Raw genomic sequence first — 17,534 nt, 5'->3', positions numbered from 1 at the left:
CCACCGCCATGACCGCCCTGCCTATCTCCTTCGACGACGTCGCCGCCGCCCACGAACGCATCCGCGCGGCGGCCCACCGCACCCCGGTGCTGACTTCCGCCACCGCGGACGCGGCCACCGGCGCGCAGCTGTTTTTCAAGGCCGAGAATTTCCAGCGCATCGGCGCCTTCAAGTTCCGCGGCGCCTACAACGCCATCGCCCAGTTCACGCCGCAGCAGAAGGCGGGCGGCGTGCTCGCGTTCTCTTCCGGCAACCATGCCCAGGCGATCGCGCTGTCGGCCCGGCTGCTGGGCGTGCAGGCGGTGATCGTGATGCCGCAGGACGCCCCCGCGATCAAGATCGAAGCCACGCGCGGCTATGGCGCCGAAGTGGTGCTGTACGACCGCTACCAGGACGACCGCGAAGCGCTGGGCCGGCGTATCGCCGCCGAGCGCGGCATGACGCTGATCCCGCCCTATGACCATCCGCATGTGATGGCGGGGCAGGGCACGGCCGCCAAGGAGCTGTTCGAGGAAACCGGCCCGCTGGACATGCTGGTGGTGTGCCTGGGCGGCGGCGGGCTGCTGTCTGGCTGTGCGGTCGCGGCCCAGGCGATGTCGCCCGGCTGCGCCGTCTACGGCGTCGAACCCGAGGCCGGCAACGATGGTCAGCGCAGCCTGCGCAGCGGCGAAATCGTCCGCATCGACACCCCGCGCACCATCGCCGACGGCGCGCAGACGCCGTTCCTGGGCAACCACACCTTTGCCGTGATCCGCGAGCTGGTGACGGACATCGCCACGGTGTCGGATGCCGAACTGGTCGACACCATGAAGTTCTTCGCCGGGCGCATGAAGATCGTGGTCGAGCCCACCGGCTGCCTGGCTGCCGCCGCGGTGCTGCACGGCAAGCTGGATGTGAAGGGCAAGCGCGTGGGGGTCATCATCTCGGGCGGCAATGTCGACCTGGGCGCCTTTGGCAGCTTCCTGCTGGGTTGAGTCGGGCGGCAGGGAATCCTGGACTGGCCCCGGCCGTCTAACCTGCAATCCGCGACGACAATGCCAGGGGTGGCCATGACGGACAAGCGCCACTATGACGTGCTGGACACCGGCGCCGGCAAGCCGGTCAAGCTGTGGACGCGCGGCGTCCCGGTGGAAAGCGCTGCCCGCGAGCAACTGCTGAACACGGCGCGGATGCCCTTCATCTTCCGCCATCTCGCGGTGATGCCGGATGTACATCTGGGCAAGGGCTCCACCATCGGTTCGGTGATCCCGACCGTGGGCGCGGTGATTCCCGCCGCGGTGGGCGTGGACATCGGCTGTGGCATGATGGCCGTGAAGACTTCGCTCACCGCCGCTGACCTGCCCGACAACCTCGGACCGCTGCGCAGCGCGATCGAGCACGCCGTGCCGCACGGCCGCACCGCGCAAGGCGGGCGGCGCGACCAGGGTGCCTGGGGCTCGGCGCCGGCGCCTGTTGACGCGGCATGGGCCGAGATGGCGCCGGGCTTTCGCCGCATCACCGACAAGTATCCGCACCTGGCGCGCACCAACCATCGCAATCACCTGGGCACGCTCGGCACCGGCAACCACTTTATTGAGGTGTGCCTGGACGAGGCCCAGTCAGTCTGGTTCATGCTGCACAGCGGCTCGCGCGGCGTCGGCAATGCCATCGGCACGACCTTCATTTCTCTGGCGCAGCAGGACATGCGCAAGCACCTCGCCAACCTGCCGGACCGCGACCTGGCCTACCTGGTCGAAGGCTCCGAGCATTATGAGGACTACATCTTCGCCGTGGCGTGGGCCCAGGCCTACGCGCGCCGCAACCGCGAGCTGATGATGGAGGCGGTGCTGGCAGCGGCGCAGCGCGTGCTGCGCAGGCCGTTCCAGGCGCGGCTGGAGGCGGTCAACTGCCATCACAACTACGTGCAGAAGGAACACCACTTCGGCGCCGACGTGCTGGTGACGCGCAAGGGCGCGGTCAGTGCGCGCTTGGGCGAGCTGGGCATCATCCCGGGCTCGATGGGCGCGCGTTCGTTCATCGTGCGCGGCAAGGGCAATCCGGAGTCGTTCTGCTCATGCAGCCACGGCGCGGGGCGCACCATGAGCCGCAGCGAGGCCAAGCGCCGCTTCACTGTGGCCGACCAGGTGCATGCGACCGAAGGCGTTGAATGCCGCAAGGACGCCGCTGTGATCGACGAGATCCCGATGGCGTACAAGGATATCGATGCGGTGATGGCGGCGCAGGCGGATCTGGTGGAGATCGTGCACACGCTACGGCAGGTGGTGTGCGTGAAGGGGTGAGTGAGGGTGAGCGTTGCCAGGAAGCGCTTGCAGCATCCGTGAATCTCGTCTTAAAATAGAAATCATTCTCATTTGCATAGAGCGCGCATCGTTGGGGTGCGGGAATGAACGAGGGTTTCGCAGGTGGGCGCCGCCGACATTTCAGGCAATCAACAGGTTCATGTTCTCTATTGCGACCACCACGGGTGGTTGCAGGGATGGCTGCGCCGTCAGCTTGGCAATGCCTGCGATGCTGCCGATCTCGCCCAGGACGTGTTCCTGCGCCTGTTGCGGCGTGAGCCCTGCGATATCCGCGAGCCGCGCACCTACCTGAGCACCATTGCGCGCGGGCTGGTCATCGAGCACTGGCGCCGCCGCGAACTGGAACTGGCCTGGCTGGAGACGCTGGCCCAGCTGCCCGAACCGCAAGCGCCGTCGCCTGAGAGCCGGCTCCAGTTTCTCGAGACGCTGATCGCGATCGACCGCATCCTCGATGCATTGAAACCGCAGGTGCGCACCGCGTTCCTGTGGGCGCAGCTCGAAGGGCTGACATGCCGCCAGATTGGCCAGCGTCTGGGGGTATCGCTTGCCACGGCGGAACGTTACGTGGCCACGGCGCTGCGGCATTGCTACACGCTGCGCTTTGGCGAGTAGGCGCCGGTGACCGATCCTGGCGGGCCTGCGCAGCCGCAGCCCGAACCCTCTGTTCCGTCCGCTGTCGTCGACCAGGCCATCCGCTGGATGGTCAAGCTCGACTTTGGCGAGGGCAATGCCGTTGCGCAGAAGGGTTTTGCACAATGGCTGGCCGCCAGTCCGCTGCATGGCGTGGCCTGGCAACGTGTGCAGGGCCTGAAGGACGATTTCAGCCGGATGCCGCCGGCTCTGGCGCTCGATACGCTGAAGGCCGTGGGCGAGCGTCGTGGCACGCGCGGCATCCGGCGCCGCCAGGCAATCAAGATCCTTGCGCTGGCTGGTGTCTCGGTACTGGCTGCGGGCGCAGCGCGCGAGCTGGCCCCGTGGCAGCGCCTGCTCGCCGATGCCAGCACCGCCACCGGAGAGCAGCGCACGGTGCGGCTCGACGACGGCAGCACGATCGTGCTGAATACCGACACCGCGATCAGCACCGGCTTCGATGCCACGCGACGCGTCGTGACGTTGCGGCGCGGAGAGATCCTGGTTGCCACTGGGCACGATACGCCCGCTGCAATGCGGCCATTCTGGGTAGAGACGTCATTTGGCGGACTGCGTGCCTTGGGTACGCGCTTTGTGGTGCGGCTGGAGGACGGGCGCGCGCGCATCAGCGTGCTTGAAGGGGCGGTCGCTTTGCATCCCGCTAACGGCCTTGCCGCCGAAGACAACGCAAATGTGGCGCGAGCCGGCACGAACTGGTGGCTCGCGGCCGACGGCAGCGCACCGGCACCAGCCCGGCCGTTCACGGACGATGGCTGGGCCGACGGCGTGATCGCCGGCAACGACATGCGGCTTGCGGAGCTGCTGGCCGAGCTGTCGCGCTACCGGAGCGGGCGCATCGTCTGCGATCCCGCCGTGGCGGACCTGCGCGTGTCCGGCGCATACCAGTTGGGAGACACCGACCGGGCGCTGGCATTCCTTGCGCAGGCACAGCCCATCAGTATTCGCTATCGCACGCGCTTCTGGGTCAGCGTCGGGCCGCGCTGAACGACGATGCCGTGCGTGCGAGAAATACTTTCAGAAAAGGTGAGGGGATTTCGATTCTCGACCGGCCTACAGCATAGGAAACCAGAACCTGTCGCTGCCGGAGAGAATGATGTCTGTATCTTGTTTTGCCCACGCCCGCCCTGCAAAGTCGCCTCGCATGGCCTGCACGCCGCGGCCCAGGCCGCTGGCCGTCGCGCTGCACCGTGCCTGCGTCTGCCTGACCTTCGGGGCGGCCGTGGCACCGCTTGAAGCCATGGCGCAGGCCGCCGATCCGCAAACGCTGCCGGCCGTGACCGTCAGCGCCGGCGCCGATGGTGCCGGCGACCTGCCCGCGGCGTACGCGGGCGGCCAGGTCGCGCGCGGCGGCCGGCTCGGGCTGCTTGGCAACAAGGGGGTGATGGACACCCCGTTCGCGACGACCAACTACACCGCACAACGCATGGAGGACCAGCAAGCCGTGACACTGGCGGAAGTGCTGGGGAGCGATCCGTCCACGCGCTTCACCGGCCAGATCGGCGGCGTGACCGATTCGTTCTACATCCGCGGCTTCCCGATCAACGAGGGCAACCTGTCCGAGGTGGCCTTCGACGGCGTCTACGGGGTCTCGCCCAACTATCACCTGTTCACCGAATACCTGGAGCGGGTCGAAGTGATCAAGGGCCCGGCCGCGTTGCTGTATGGCATGTCGCCCAACAGCGGCGTGGGCGGTGTGGTCAACGTGGTGCCCAAGCGTGCGCTGGCCACGGACCTGACGCGCTTTACGCTGGACTATGCCTCCGACGCGCAGGTGGGCGGCGCCGTCGACCTGAGCCGCCGCTTCGGCGAGAAGCGCGAATGGGGGGTGCGCTTCAACGGGCTGCACCGCCAGGGCCCGACCCCGCTGGACAACCAGAAGTCGCGAGCCGAGGTGGCCGCATTGTCGCTGGACTATCAGGGCGAGCGCCTGCGCGCCTCGCTCGACGTGATCGAGCAGTACCAGTGGATCGATGCACCCACGCGCCCGTTCCTGGTCGCCCCCGGCTTGGAGGTGCCAGCGGCACCGGACGGCCGGCGCAATGTCTCGCAGCCATGGGGCTGGTGGAAGTCCAACGACGTCTCGACGCTGCTGCGCGCCGAGTACGACCTGACGGACAACGTCACCATCTTTGCCGATGCCGGCGGCACCCGCTCGGACGTGGCGCGCTTCTCCGACCAGACCCCCACCATCCTGAACGCCAGCGGCGACACCTCGGCCGTGCCGCAGAGCTGGAAGTTCCAGATCAATCGGTCCTCGTTCGATACCGGTGTGCGAGCCAAATTCGAGACCGGCTCAGTCAAGCATGCGCTGGCGCTGCAGGCCAATCTCTACACGGATCGGATCGCGAGCGCCAGCAGGGCGGGCACGGCAGTGCGGTCGAATATCTATGACCCGGTCGCCAGCCCCGAGCAGAACGTGGCTGCACCCGGCTCCGTACCCAAGGTGTCGGACTCCACGCTGTCCGGCGTGGCGCTGGCCGACACGCTGAGCGCGTTCGACGAGCACTTGCAACTGACGCTGGGCCTGCGCTATCAGCAAGTGAAATCCGGCAACTACAGCAGCAGCGGCGCCAGGACGGCTTCGTATGACAAGAGCGCCGTCACGCCGCTGGCCGGCATCGTGTACAGGCCCTGGCAGCATGTGTCCCTGTACGCCAACTACGTGGAAGGCCTGAGCAAGGGCGATATCGCGCCCGCCACCGCGTCGAACGCGGGCCAGGTGTTCGCGCCGTACAAGACGAAGCAGCAAGAGGTGGGCGTGAAGCTCGATGCCGGCAAGGTCATGGCCACGCTGACCGTGTTCCGCATGAGCAAGCCCAGCGGCCAGCTGTTCGGCACGGTCTATGCGATCGACAGCGAGCAGCGCAATCAGGGCATCGAGCTCACGCTGTCCGGGGAAGCCTGGAAGGGTGTGCGACTGCTCGGCGGCGTGACCCTGCTGGACGGCGAGCTGACCAGGACCAACAGCGCCGCGACCCTCGGCAATCGCCCGGTGGGCGTGCCCAAGGTGATGGCCAACGCGGGCGCCGAGTGGGACCTGCCGTGGGTACAGGGCCTGACGCTGACCGGCGCGGTGAACTACACGGGCAATGCGTACGTCAACCAGGCTAATACACAGCATGTGCCGTCGTGGACCACGGTGGACCTGGGTGCGCGCTACCGGACCAAGGTCAGCGGTCATGCGACCACCTTCCGCGCGGCGCTGATCAACGCCTTCGATCGCAAGTACTGGTCGGGCGTGGCATCGTACGGCACCCTTTCGCAAGGCGCCCCGCGTACCTTCATGGCGTCCGTGGTCGTGGACTTCTGAGCGGAGCGGCGTGAGGAGACAGCAGTCGCAACGATCCCCGGCCACGGTGTGGCGCACGCGGCGCGCTTCGGCCGCCACGGGGACGTGGCTTGCTGTCCTGATGCTGGGAGCCGTCGCGCTGCCAGCGCTGGCGCAAGACAAGGGTAGTGTTGCCGCCATGCGCGCCTTCGCCATCGCGCCCGGACCGCTCACGGTCACGCTGAACCGCTTTGCCAGCGCCGCCGGCATCAATCTTTCCTACGATGCCGCGCAGCTGTCCGGGCTGCGCAGCGAGGGGCTGCATGGCAGCTATGCTGTTCCCGAGGGCTTTCGCGTGCTGCTGGCCGGCACCGGCCTGGAAGCGGTGCCGATGGACGGCGGCGGCTATGCCGTGCGCCGCGCCGCTGTGCAAGGTGAACGCGCGCCGGCAACGCTGCCCGAGGTGCGCGTCATCGGCAAGCATGACAGCGAGCCGCCGCTGCTGGCCGGTGGACAGGTAACGCAAGGCGTGCGCCTGGGTTTGCTCGGCAACACCGACAACATGGATGCGCCCCTCAACGCTGTCGGATACAGCGCCGGCTTCATCGAAAACCAGCAGGCACGAACCGTTGGCGACGTGCTGGCCAACGATGCCTCGGTGCGCTATATCAGCCAGCCCGGCGGCATCCTGGATGCGTTCAGCATCCGTGGGTTTCCGGTGGGCAACGGCAACTTCGGTGAGATCGCGTTCGATGGCATCTATGGCGTGGCGTCCAACTATCGCGTTTCCACCAGCTATGTCGAGCGCGTGGAACTGATCAAGGGCCCCACGGCGGTGCTGAACGGCATGGCGCCCAGCGGCAGCGTGGGCGGCGGCATCAACATCGTGCCCAAGCGCGCGGGTGCCGTCAACGTGACGCGCTTCACGGCCGACTACGCGGCGGCCTCGCAGTTCGGGGGCAGCGTGGACATCAGCCGCCGCCTGGGCAGTGCCAGCCAGTTCGGCATCCGCTTCAATGGCAGCTATCTGGGTGGCGGTACCGCGCTCGACAACCAGTCCCGCCGCGCCACCTCGGGTGCGCTCGCGCTGGACTACCAGGGCGAGCGCTTGCGCGCCACGCTGGATCTGATTGACCAGCGCGAACGGATTTCGGCGCCTTCGCGGTTGCTGCATATCGTGCCAGGCATTGCCGTGCCCGACGCGCCGGATGGCCGCCGCAATATCTCGCAGCCGTGGGAGCAATCCCATATCCGCGACGGCTCGCAGCTGCTGCGCGCGGAGTACGACCTTGCCGACGACGTGACCTGGTTCGCCGATGCCGGTGGCGGGCAGACGCACGTGGCGCGGCTGTTTGCCATCACGCCCACCATCGTCGATGCCGCGGGCGATGTGGCGGTAGCCGACTCCAACTATCGCTTCCAGGTGGCGCGTGTCAGCGCCGACACCGGCGTGCGCGCGCGCTTTCGGACCGGGCCGGTGAGTCACCAGCTCAGCATCGTGGCCAGCGGCTACCACGACAAGCTCGGACGCGCGTACAAGACCGCCAGCACGGCCGTGCTGACCAACCTCTATGCGCCCGCGACGCTGCCGTTCCAGGATGTGCCGGCGCCGTCCAGCGTGCCGACGGTATCGAAGACATGGCTCACCGGCGTGGCATTGGCCGATACGCTTTCGGTCCTTGACCGTCGCCTGCAACTGACCCTTGGCCTGCGCCAGCAGCGTGTGCAGTCGGACAACTTCAACGCTGACGGAGGGCTGGCCTCGCGCTACGACCAGGGCGCGTGGACGACGCTTGCTGGGTTGGTGGTCAGGCCGTGGCAACAGGTATCGTTCTACGTCAATCGCATCGAGGGCCTGAGCAAGGGCGATATCGCACCGGCCAGTGCCAGCAACGCCGGGGAAGTGTTCGCCCCGTACAAGTCGCGCCAATACGAGGTAGGGGTAAAGCTGGAACAAGGCGGAATGCGCGCCACCGTCAGCGCATTCCAGATCAGCAAGCCCGGCGGAGAACTTGCTGGCTCGTTGTTCGCCGTCAACGGCGAGCAGCGTAGCCGGGGTCTCGAGTTCGGGCTGTACGGCGAGCCCGCCAGCAACGTGCGCTTGCTGGCGAGCGCTGCACTGCTCGATGCAACCATCACCCGCGACGCGGACGCCGGCACGGTGGGCAGATCCGTCATCGGCGCCCCGTCGCTGCAGGTGAACCTTGGTGCTGAATGGGATGCCGTGTGGCTGCCAGGCCTGACACTGAGCGGCGCGCTTGCCTACACCGGGCGCCAGTATGCTGACCAGGCCAATACCCAGAGCTTGCCAGCCTGGACGCGCGTGGACCTGGGGGCGCGCTACCGGACCAAGGTGGCCGGGAAAGACACGACCCTTCGCCTCTATCTGCGCAACGTGTTCGACCGCCGTTATTGGGCTGCGGTGGACAGCTATGGCGGCCTGGCCATTGGCGAGCCGCGCATGTTGATGATGTCGGCGACGGTCGGCTTCTGATCCGGCCTGATGGCATGCGCCCGGGGCGACCGGATTGTCGCGGCCATCCCGCGGGCACGAACGCGCTCTCACGGGGGCTGGCTTGCGCCCGCGTGGCAACGATGGACTACGGGAAGTCGGGGGATCCGCCTGCTGTGGCCTGGCCGGTGCCCCAGGTGGGTCAGTCGACGAGCAGATTGATCTTCGTCGCGAATTTCTGCCAGCGATCGATGTCGGAACTCACCAGCTTCTGGAATTCAGCGGGCGTGCTTGTCGTCGTGGCAAAGCCAAGCTGCGTCAGCGATGCCTTGATCTCAGGCTTGGCGATGGCCCTGGCGATTTCCGTGTTCAGCCTTTGCACGATCTCGGGCGGCGTATTTGCCGGGGCAAGGATGCCGAACCACTGGTCGACGTCATAGCCGGCCACGCCAAGCTCGCTCACGGTGGGTACGTCGGGCAGGAACGGCGAGCGCGCCTTCGAGGTGACGGCCAGCGCGCGCAGCTTGTTGCTTTTCAGGTAGGGGATGGTGTTGGTCAGCGTGTTGATGCTGACATCGGCCTGGTTGCCGAGCACGTCGGCGATGGCGGGGGCGCAACCCTTGTACGGCACATGCAGCATATCCATCTTTGCCGAGACCTTCAGCAATTCGCCGGCCAGATGCTGCGGGGTGCCGTTGCCGCACGACGCGTAGCTGGGGGGGAGCCGCTCTTGCCCGCCGCCAGCAGGTCGCTGAAGGTGCGGAGCTTCGAATGCGATGGCACGGCGATCACCGATGGCACCGAAGCGAAGGTGATGACGGCGCTGAAATCGGACTTGGGATTGAACTGCAGCTTCTTGAAGACGCTCGGGTTGATGGCAAAGCTGCTGTTGACGATGAGCAGCGTATAGCCGTCGGCAGGGCTCTTGGCGACGAACTCCGCGCCAATATTGCCGCTGGCACCGGGCCGGTTGTCGACGACCACGGGCTGCCCCAGCGACTTGCTGAGGTCATTCCCGATCAGGCGCGCAAGGGAATCGGTCCCCCCTCCGGCCGGGAACGTCACCACCACGCGGATCGGCTTTTGCGGGAAGGTACTGGCGATATTGGCTTCGGCGCGCCCGGGCAGGGTGCCCAGGCTGCCTGCGACAAACAGGAGCGATGCCAGACTTCTGACGACGGATAGGGGTCTCATTGATATGCCTCGTCGGTTAGGGTGAAGGAAGCGGAAAAGCCGGTCAATCGGGGTCTATACGCACCGCCTGGCAGCACTCGCCGCCAGCGCGCACCAGTGCCGCAGCCGCCTCAAGCGCTTCAGCGGAGCCGGCGTGGATACGGTAGAGGGGTTGCCCTGGCGCTACCGTTGCACCGATCGCGCACAGCATGTCGACGCCTGCACCGCCATCGCGCGGCGCCCCGGCGGCGCGCGCCACGCCGGAAATCTGCAGGCCATCGACGCCCGTCACCCGGCCCCGCCTGGCGGCGGGCACGATCTGCGTATGCGTACCCGGCGCCACTGGATCGGGGCGAACGCCCTGTGCGGCGGCGATGCGATCGAACGCGGCCTTGGCCTTGCCTTCATGCAGCAGCGCGGTCGCAATTTGCATGCCGTGTTCGGGCGAGTCCACGCGGGGATCGAATGCGATGATTTCGCCGGCAAAGCGCAGGGCTTTTTCACGCAGGTCGGCGGGTGCATCGGGAGCGTTGTCGAGCACGAGTCGGACGTCGCGCACTTCCAGCGCGGGGCCGATGCCACGCCCGATCGGGCGGCTGCCGTCCGTGACCAGTGCGCGTACGTGCAGGCCGAGTCCCTTGCCGACGTGTTCGAACAGTGCGCCCAGCGCCGCGGCATCGGCGCGCGTTGCCAGCTTGGTTTGCGGCCCGTAGGGCAGGTCGACGATGACGTGGGTAGCGCCGGCGGTGTACTTCTTCGACAGGATCGACGCCACGGACCAGCGCCGCGAATCCAGGCGCAGCGGCCGGGTGATGGCGTTCATCACATCGTCGACCACCGAATGGTTCAGCCGTCCGTTCCAAGCGATGCATGCGCGCGCCTGGGCCACGCATCGGCGCACGTCTTCATGCGCCAGGTCGACCCGTGCGATGGTCTCCATGGCATCGGCGGTGCCGGCGGCAGAGGTGATCGCGCGCGACGATGTCTTGGGCATCGCGAGCCCGTAGGCCGCGACGATCGGCACCACGATCAGCGTGATGCGGCTGCCGGGAACGCCCCCCATCGAATGCTTGTCGACGACTACCGGTTCGTCCCAGTCGATGCGGGGTGTGAAGGCGGTACGCGCGCGTGCCAGTGCCACCACTTCCTCGTCTGTGAGCGTGCGGGTCGCGGAAATGAGGAACTCGGTCAGCTCTGCCTCGGTGTACCGCCCGGCGATGGCGTCCTGCAGCACGGCGACGTAGGCCGCTTCGTCGAGCGGCTCGCCGCGCAGCTTGGCCATCAGGTTGGTGCGGCTGGCCGGCCGTTCGGTGGCGGATGCCCTGGTGCCGTTGCGCAAGGCTTCGACAAAGCGTGCCGTACCCGCGTCCAGCGTGCTGTCGTTCGACACCGTGATACACGGGACGTGTGGCGGCACCGGTGCCCCCGCGCGTGCCACGCGGCTGGCAACCTGGTCGCCCGATTCCCGCCCGCGCGCGGCAATGCGCCGCGCAAGCACGTCATGCGGTGCCGTCACCACGATCACTACGAAGCGGGGCAGGCGGGCCGCAAGTTCGGCGATGACGCCTCGCGAGCCATTGGCCACGACGTTGCGGCCGCATTCGAGTTCGAGCATCAGGGAGCGGGGCAATCCGTAGCGCAGGTCGTGCGCGTCCCAGGTCACCAGGAACTCTCCGCTTCGCTGGCGCCGTGCGAACTCGGCCTCCGTGACACCTTCGTGCGCTTCGCCAGCAGAGCCGTCAGGGCGGGTGATGACGCGCCGCGCAAAAACGTAATCGTCATCGAGCGCGGCACGTGCACCGTCGATCAGGGAGTCCTTGCCAGCGCCACTGGGCCCCACAACAAAGAAGAATGTGCCGGTCGCCTTCATGAGAATTACCTTAGATGTCGAAGTTATGTGGCTATGCTAGCACCGGCCAAGGGGGTGTCAAGATAAGTTCGATGTCTAAGGTAATGCAAGCAACGGGCCAGCGTCCGCAAATCCAGTGTGTACGCGGGATTCGCGGGCTTATAGGGGAAAACACGGGGAAGCAGGGTGCGCGGTGACGGTGCCCCATGCATGGGTTGCGGGCATCGTGCACTGATGGAGTGAACGCTACATGGAGAGGCGTTGCCGATGAAGCGGTGATGTCGGCGTGCCAGCGCCGGAGGCGCTATCATGTGCGCTCTCGCTGGCACCGGGTCGTCCGGTGCCGCATGCATACGCTCTACTTTCCCTCACGACTATGGCCACAAAGAAGCCGGATGCTCCGGTCCCGATCACGCCAGCGGATGAAGCCGATGAAGAACGGCTTGCCCACCTGGTGAAGGATGCCGCCCGGGCCTATATCCGCGCGCTGCAGCTGCGCCTGGCGGAACATTCGGTTTCGTATGGGCACTGGACCATCCTGCGTATCCTGTGGCGCCATGACGGCGTGTCGCAGCGAGAGCTGAGCGAGCGGGCCGGCGTGACCGAACCGACGACGTTTGCGGCAGTCAAGGCGCTGGAGGCGCTGGGCTACGTGGAACGCACGCATCTTCCCGGCAACAAGAAGAAGGTGCATGTGTTCCTGAGCAAGACCGGACGCGCGCTGCGCCGCAAGCTTGAACCGCTGGCGACCGAGGTGAACGAACTCAGCGTGGAAGGGCTGAGCGAAGAGGATGTGCTGACCACGCGCCGCGTGTTGATCACGATTGCGAAGCGGCTGGTCGCCGACGAAGTCGCGTCGGCAGAACATGGCCGGCGGGTCCCGTCCACACAGGAGGTAGGGCGCCTGCTCTCGGATCTGTAGGCGACCCGCAACGGAAAAGACCCTCGCCGGGCGAGCCCGGCAAGGGTGAATGCCTTGGGTAGAAGGCGTGAATCGGTTAGGGGGCCCTGGACCCCGCAGGTGTCAGGCTTCGTCGAGCCCGATGTCGACGGCAGGGGCGGACTGGGTGATTTTGCTCGTGGAGATGTAGTCCACGCCCGTTTCCGCCACGGCCCGGATCGTTTCCAGGCGGATGCCGCCTGACGCCTCGACCTTGGTCCGTCCATTGACGATCTGCACGGCTTCCTTCATGTCGGGCACCGACATGTTGTCCAGCATGATCACGTCGACACCGGCTGCCAGGGCTTCGTGCACCTGTTCCAGCCGGTCGCATTCCACTTCCAGCTTGGTCAGCACGGGCAGCTTGCGGCGCACGCGTGCCACGGCGGCGGCGATGCTGCCGCACACGGCGATGTGGTTGTCCTTGATCATCACGCCGTTGTCCAGGCTCAGCCGGTGGTTCAGTCCGCCGCCGCAGGTCACCGCATGCTTTTCCAGCGCGCGCAGGCCCGGCGTGGTCTTGCGGCTGTCGATCAGGCGCGCCTTGGTATGGGCGATGGCCTGGGCATAGGTTGCCGTATGGTTGGCGATGCCGCACAGGCGCTGCATGATGTTCAGCGCGGTGCGCTCGGCCGTCAGGACGCTGCGTGCATTGCCGCTCACGTTAAGCAGCACCGCGCCTTTTTCAACCTTGTCGCCGTCGGCGACGCGCACATCGACCGACAGCGTCGGATCGTAGCGCGCGAAGATGCGTGCCGCCACATCGATGCCGGCGATAAGCATCGGCTCGCGGGCGTTCATGCAGAAGGTGCCGGTCTCTCCCGCTTCAATCATGGTCTGGACGGTCAAGTCGCAGATGCCGATGTCTTCGGTCAGCCAGAGGTCGATCAGCTTGTCGGTGGCGAAAATGTCGTACATGAAGGGCTCCTGAACGGTGGTTGCGGTACCTCAATAATCTTAGAGATCGAAGTACATGACGCAATACTAGCCCTTTCATGCGCCATGTCAAGTAATATTCGAGATCTAAGATAAGATGCAAACCTACCGCGCAAACTGCCCCAGCACCGTCCCGACCGCCTCCAGCCCCGCCTCGATCATGTGCTGCATGTAGGTGCCCATCTGCGGCATCACCAGCATCAGCACCAGCAGCCCGCCCGACAGCGTGACCGGGAAGCCGACCGCAAAGATCGACAGTTGCGGCGAGGCGCGGTTCAGGATGCCCATCGCGAGGTTCAGCGTCAGCAGCGCGGCGATCATCGGCAGCGCCAGCAGCAGGCCGGACGAGAACACCATGCCGCCGGCGCGGGCCACGGCCATGGCGCCGCCGGCGGACAGCGGCGTGCCGCCGATGGGCAGGCCGTTGAAGCTGTCGACCAGCGTGCCCAGCATCAGCAGGTGGCCGTCCAGCGCCAGGAACAGCAGCATCGCGATCAGGTTCAGGAAGCGCGACAGCACCATGGTCTGGCCGCCGGCGGCGCGGTCGAAGAACGAGGCAAAGGACAGGCCCATCTGCAGGCCGATGATTTCGCCGGCCTGCTGCACGGTGGCAAAGACCAGCCGCATGGCGAAGCCGGTGGCCAGGCCGATGCCGACTTCGTTGAGGATGATCATCAGCCCGCCGAAGGAGTACACCGGCACCACCGGCAGCTGCGCGATGGTGGGCGACACCACCATCGCGATCATCGCGGACAGCGCGATCTTGGCGCGGCGCGGGATGGTGGACTCACCGAACAGCGGCGCGGTGCCGATCAGGGCCAGGATGCGGAAGAAGGGCCACAGGAACGCCGCGAGCCAGCTGTAGAGCTGGGCTGAGGTGAATTCGACCACGGCGGGGAGTCAGCGGGCAGGGAGGGCGAGGGGGTGATGAAGGCGAGCGCGGCCGCACTCAGTGCGCCAGCGCGGGAATGCTCTGGAACACCTCGCGCATGTAGTCGACCATGGAATTGATCATCCACGGCCCGGCCAGCACCATGGTGGCGAACAGCGCGATCAGCTTGGGGATGAAGCTCAGCGTCATCTCGTTGATCTGCGTCGCGGCCTGGAACAGGCTGACCACCAGGCCGGCGGCCAGTGCCACCAGCAGCAGCGGGGCGGCCAGCAGCAGGGTCATCTTCATCGCCTGGGTGGCGATGGTCATTACGGTCTCGGGTGTCATGGCGGAGTCTGCGGTGTGTGGCGGGCGCTGGGGCCGCCTCAGTTCATGAAGCTCTGCGCCAGCGACCCCAGCAGCAGCTGCCAGCCGTCGACCAGCACGAACAGCATCAGCTTGAACGGCAGCGAGATGGTGGCCGGCGGCACCATCATCATCCCCATCGCCATCAGCACGCTGGCAACGACCAGATCGATGATCAGGAACGGGATGAAGATGGTGAAGCCGATCTGGAACGCGGTCTTCAGCTCGCTGGTGACGAAGGCCGGCACCAGGATGCTGAGCGGCACTTCCTCGGGGCCCTGCATCTCCGGCGCCTTGGCCATCTGCGCGAACATGGCCAGGTCTTTCTCGCGGGTCTGGCGCAGCATGAAGGCCTTGAGCGGCTCCGCGGCCTTGGCAGCGGCGGCCTCCAGGCTGATCTTGTTTTCCGACAGCGGCTTGTAGGCGTCGTTGTAGACGCGGTCGAACACCGGCGCCATCACGAAGAAGGTCAGGAACAGCGACAGGCCCACCAGCACCTGGTTGGGCGGTGAGCTGGCGGTGCCCAGTGCGCTGCGCAGCAGGCCCAGCACGATGATGACGCGGGTGAAGCCGGTCATCATCAGCATCGCCGCCGGCAGGAACGACAGCGAGGTCAGCAGCAGCAGCGTCTGCACCGGCAGCGACCAGATCTGGCCGCCGCCCGGCGCGGGCTTGCTGATGACGCCGGGCAGTGCCTGGGCCCAGGCCGGCGCGGGCGCCAGCGTGGCAATGGCCAGCATCAGGGCGAGCAGGGGCAGCAGCGGGCCCGGCTGCGGGCGCCGCAGCGCGGCACGCGGGGAATTCATGATTTGAAGTGATCCTGCATCGAGCGCAGCAGCTTTTCGGCAAAGGTGCCGCCGGTCGGCTGTTGCGAAGGGCCTGCACCGCCGGTGGCGGCGAGGGGATTGGCTGCGTTGGTGCCCGCGGGCAGGGTATGCAGCGGCCGGATTTCGCCGGGGCTCACGCCCAGCACCAGCCAGGTATCGCCCACTTCCACCAGCACCAGGCGCTGGCGTGCGCCCAGCATGGTGCTGCCGACCACCTTCATCGCGCCGCCGGTGGCGTGACGCATCAGGCCGGCGCGCCGGGCCACCCAGGCCATGCCCAGGATCAGCGCGACGATGGCGAACAGCCCCAGCCCGGCCTGCGCCAGGCTGGCCGCGCCGCTGATGGCCGGCACATGCGAGCCGTCGGCGGCCATGGCGGCCCCCGGCAGCGCCACAAGCACGGCCAGGCTGGCGCGCGTCTGCATGGTCATTTGTTCAGCTTCCGGATGCGTTCGGACGGCGTGATGATGTCCGTCAGGCGGATGCCGAACTTGTCGTTCACCACCACCACCTCGCCCTGCGCAATCAGGTAGCCGTTGACCAGCACGTCCATCGGCTCGCCGGCCAGGCCGTCCAGCTCCACCACCGAGCCCTGCGCCAGCTGCAGCAGGTTCTTGATGGGCACCTTGGTGCGGCCCAGTTCCACGGTCAGCTGCACCGGGATATCGAGAATCATCTCGATATCGTTGCGGAAGCCGCTCGGCGCTTCCTTCGCCAGCGGCTGGAACACGGTGGCGGCCGCCGGGGTGGCCGCGGGTTGGGCCGCCGGTGCGGCAGCTGCGGGGGTTCCGGCGGATGTGGCGCTGGTCTGCTCGGCCAGCGCGCTGGCCCAGTCGTCCATCGGATCGACGGGCTTGTCCTCGATGCCGTCACTCATAATCGCTGTCCTCGGTGTCCAGGTGGGAATCGCCGTCCTGGTGATTGATCATTCGTTCTACCCGCAGCGCGTACTGGCCGTTCATCGTGCCGAAGCCGCATTGCATGACGGGCACGCCGTCCACCTTGCCGAACACCTTCTCCGGCAGTTCGATCGGCAGCACGTCGCCGGCGCGCATCGCCAGCACTTCGGCCACGGTGCTCTGCAGGTGCGCGAACTCGGCCACCAGCTCCACCTCGGCCGCGCGCAGCTGCGTGGACAGTTGCGTGACCCAGCCCTTGTCGACTTCCTTCTCGTCCTGCAGCGGATTCATCAGCAGGTCTTTGAGCGGCTCGATCATCGCGTACGGCAGGCAGACATGAAGCTGCCCGCCGACGGCGCCCAGTTCAATATGGAAGGCGGTGGTCACCACGGCCTCGTTGTGCGTGGCGACGTTGGCAAACTTGGGGTGCATCTCCGAGCGGATGTACTCGGTCTCGATCGGGTGCACGGTGCGCCAGGCGTTGCCGTAGCTGGCCAGCGTCAGCTCCAGCATGCGCTGGATGATGCGTTGCTCGGTCTGGGTGAAGTCGCGGCCTTCTACGCGGGTGTGGAAGCGGCCGTCGCCGCCGAACAGGTTGTCCACCACCAGAAACACCAGGTTCGGGTCGTAGACGAACAGCGCCGTGCCGCGCAACGGCTTCAGGTGGACCAGGTTCAGGTTGGTCGGCATCGGCAGGTTACGCGCGAAGTCGCCGAATTTCTCGATCCTGATGCTGCCCACGGTGATGTCCGCGCCGCGGCGGATGAAATTGAACAGCGCCGTGCGCATCGAGCGCGCAAAGCGCTCGTTGATGATCTCCAGCGTGTGCAGGCGGCCGCGGATGATGCGTTCCTGCGTGGCCAGGTTGTAGGGGCGCACACCGCCCTCGTCGAGCGCAGGCTCGCTGGCCTTTGGCGTATCGGCTTCGCCGGATACACCTTTGAGCAGCTCGTCGACCTCGTCTTGCGAGAGGAACTTGTCGTAGGCCATCTAGTGTCCTGC

The 17,534-nt window shown here is 66.7% G+C and carries 15 protein-coding genes and 1 pseudogene; 7 read left to right on the top strand and 9 right to left on the bottom strand.

Annotation, left to right across the window (positions count from 1 at the left end):
• Positions 1–8 precede the first annotated feature (8 nt).
• From RS901_RS32585 to RS901_RS32560, 6 genes are all read left to right on the top strand, one after another.
• Positions 9–974: a threo-3-hydroxy-L-aspartate ammonia-lyase gene (locus tag RS901_RS32585; RefSeq protein WP_316154789.1), complete on the top strand. Its 966-nt coding sequence runs from the start codon at positions 9–11 to the stop codon at positions 972–974.
• Positions 975–1,049: 75 nt separating this feature from the next.
• Entirely contained in the window at positions 1,050–2,279 is a 1,230-nt protein-coding gene (locus tag RS901_RS32580) for an RtcB family protein (RefSeq protein WP_316154788.1), read from the top strand.
• A gap of 123 nt (positions 2,280–2,402) precedes the next feature.
• Positions 2,403–2,912, top strand: a complete 510-nt coding sequence (locus RS901_RS32575; RefSeq protein WP_316154787.1) for a sigma-70 family RNA polymerase sigma factor — start codon at positions 2,403–2,405, stop codon at positions 2,910–2,912.
• A 6-nt stretch (positions 2,913–2,918) separates the two neighbouring features.
• Complete coding sequence (locus RS901_RS32570) at positions 2,919–3,935, top strand: FecR domain-containing protein (RefSeq protein ID WP_316154786.1); 1,017 nt, start codon at positions 2,919–2,921, stop codon at positions 3,933–3,935.
• 157 nt (positions 3,936–4,092) lie between these two features.
• Positions 4,093–6,261 (top strand): TonB-dependent siderophore receptor, encoded by a 2,169-nt coding sequence (locus RS901_RS32565; RefSeq protein WP_316154785.1) that lies wholly within the window; start codon positions 4,093–4,095, stop codon positions 6,259–6,261.
• 10 nt (positions 6,262–6,271) lie between these two features.
• Complete coding sequence (locus tag RS901_RS32560; protein ID WP_316154784.1) at positions 6,272–8,713, top strand: TonB-dependent receptor; 2,442 nt, start codon at positions 6,272–6,274, stop codon at positions 8,711–8,713.
• A gap of 160 nt (positions 8,714–8,873) precedes the next feature.
• Here the strand turns inward: RS901_RS32560 and RS901_RS32555 are convergent.
• Positions 8,874–9,865: pseudogene (locus RS901_RS32555) on the bottom strand (tripartite tricarboxylate transporter substrate binding protein).
• A gap of 43 nt (positions 9,866–9,908) precedes the next feature.
• The gene (gene phnN / locus RS901_RS32550; RefSeq protein WP_316154783.1) at positions 9,909–11,714 is read right to left on the bottom strand and encodes a phosphonate metabolism protein/1,5-bisphosphokinase (PRPP-forming) PhnN; all 1,806 of its coding nucleotides are present in this window, start codon (positions 11,712–11,714) and stop codon (positions 9,909–9,911) included.
• Positions 11,715–12,069: 355 nt separating this feature from the next.
• On the opposite strand from phnN, the gene RS901_RS32545 reads away from it, so the two are divergent.
• Positions 12,070–12,615: a MarR family winged helix-turn-helix transcriptional regulator gene (locus tag RS901_RS32545; RefSeq protein WP_316154782.1), complete on the top strand. Its 546-nt coding sequence runs from the start codon at positions 12,070–12,072 to the stop codon at positions 12,613–12,615.
• A 102-nt stretch (positions 12,616–12,717) separates the two neighbouring features.
• Here RS901_RS32545 and nadC read toward each other — a convergent pair whose 3' ends face one another.
• The 7 genes from nadC to fliM form a co-directional block, all read right to left on the bottom strand.
• Entirely contained in the window at positions 12,718–13,551 is an 834-nt protein-coding gene (gene nadC, locus RS901_RS32540; protein ID WP_316154781.1) for a carboxylating nicotinate-nucleotide diphosphorylase, read from the bottom strand.
• Between the two features lie 123 nt (positions 13,552–13,674).
• On the bottom strand, positions 13,675–14,460 hold the full coding sequence (gene fliR / locus RS901_RS32535) for a flagellar biosynthetic protein FliR (protein ID WP_316154780.1): 786 nt from the start codon (positions 14,458–14,460) through the stop codon (positions 13,675–13,677).
• Between the two features lie 58 nt (positions 14,461–14,518).
• Positions 14,519–14,788 (bottom strand): flagellar biosynthesis protein FliQ, encoded by a 270-nt coding sequence (gene fliQ, locus RS901_RS32530; protein WP_010810398.1) that lies wholly within the window; start codon positions 14,786–14,788, stop codon positions 14,519–14,521.
• 38 nt (positions 14,789–14,826) lie between these two features.
• Positions 14,827–15,612, bottom strand: coding sequence for a flagellar type III secretion system pore protein FliP (gene fliP / locus RS901_RS32525; RefSeq protein ID WP_410054203.1), 786 nt, complete (start codon positions 15,610–15,612; stop codon positions 14,827–14,829).
• Positions 15,609–16,064, bottom strand: a complete 456-nt coding sequence (gene fliO, locus RS901_RS32520; protein WP_316154779.1) for a flagellar biosynthetic protein FliO — start codon at positions 16,062–16,064, stop codon at positions 15,609–15,611. Before fliO ends, fliP begins: the two co-directional genes overlap by 4 nt.
• On the bottom strand, positions 16,061–16,510 hold the full coding sequence (gene fliN, locus RS901_RS32515; RefSeq protein ID WP_114133902.1) for a flagellar motor switch protein FliN: 450 nt from the start codon (positions 16,508–16,510) through the stop codon (positions 16,061–16,063). Before fliN ends, fliO begins: the two co-directional genes overlap by 4 nt.
• On the bottom strand, positions 16,503–17,522 hold the full coding sequence (gene fliM, locus RS901_RS32510) for a flagellar motor switch protein FliM (protein ID WP_010810394.1): 1,020 nt from the start codon (positions 17,520–17,522) through the stop codon (positions 16,503–16,505). Before fliM ends, fliN begins: the two co-directional genes overlap by 8 nt.
• Positions 17,523–17,534 lie beyond the last annotated feature (12 nt).

Source organism: Cupriavidus sp. BIC8F (genome assembly GCF_032465815.1).
Lineage (GTDB): Bacteria > Pseudomonadota > Gammaproteobacteria > Burkholderiales > Burkholderiaceae > Cupriavidus > Cupriavidus necator.
The sequence above is the reverse complement of the archived record's forward strand: the minus strand, read 5'-3'. Positions and strand labels throughout refer to the sequence as shown.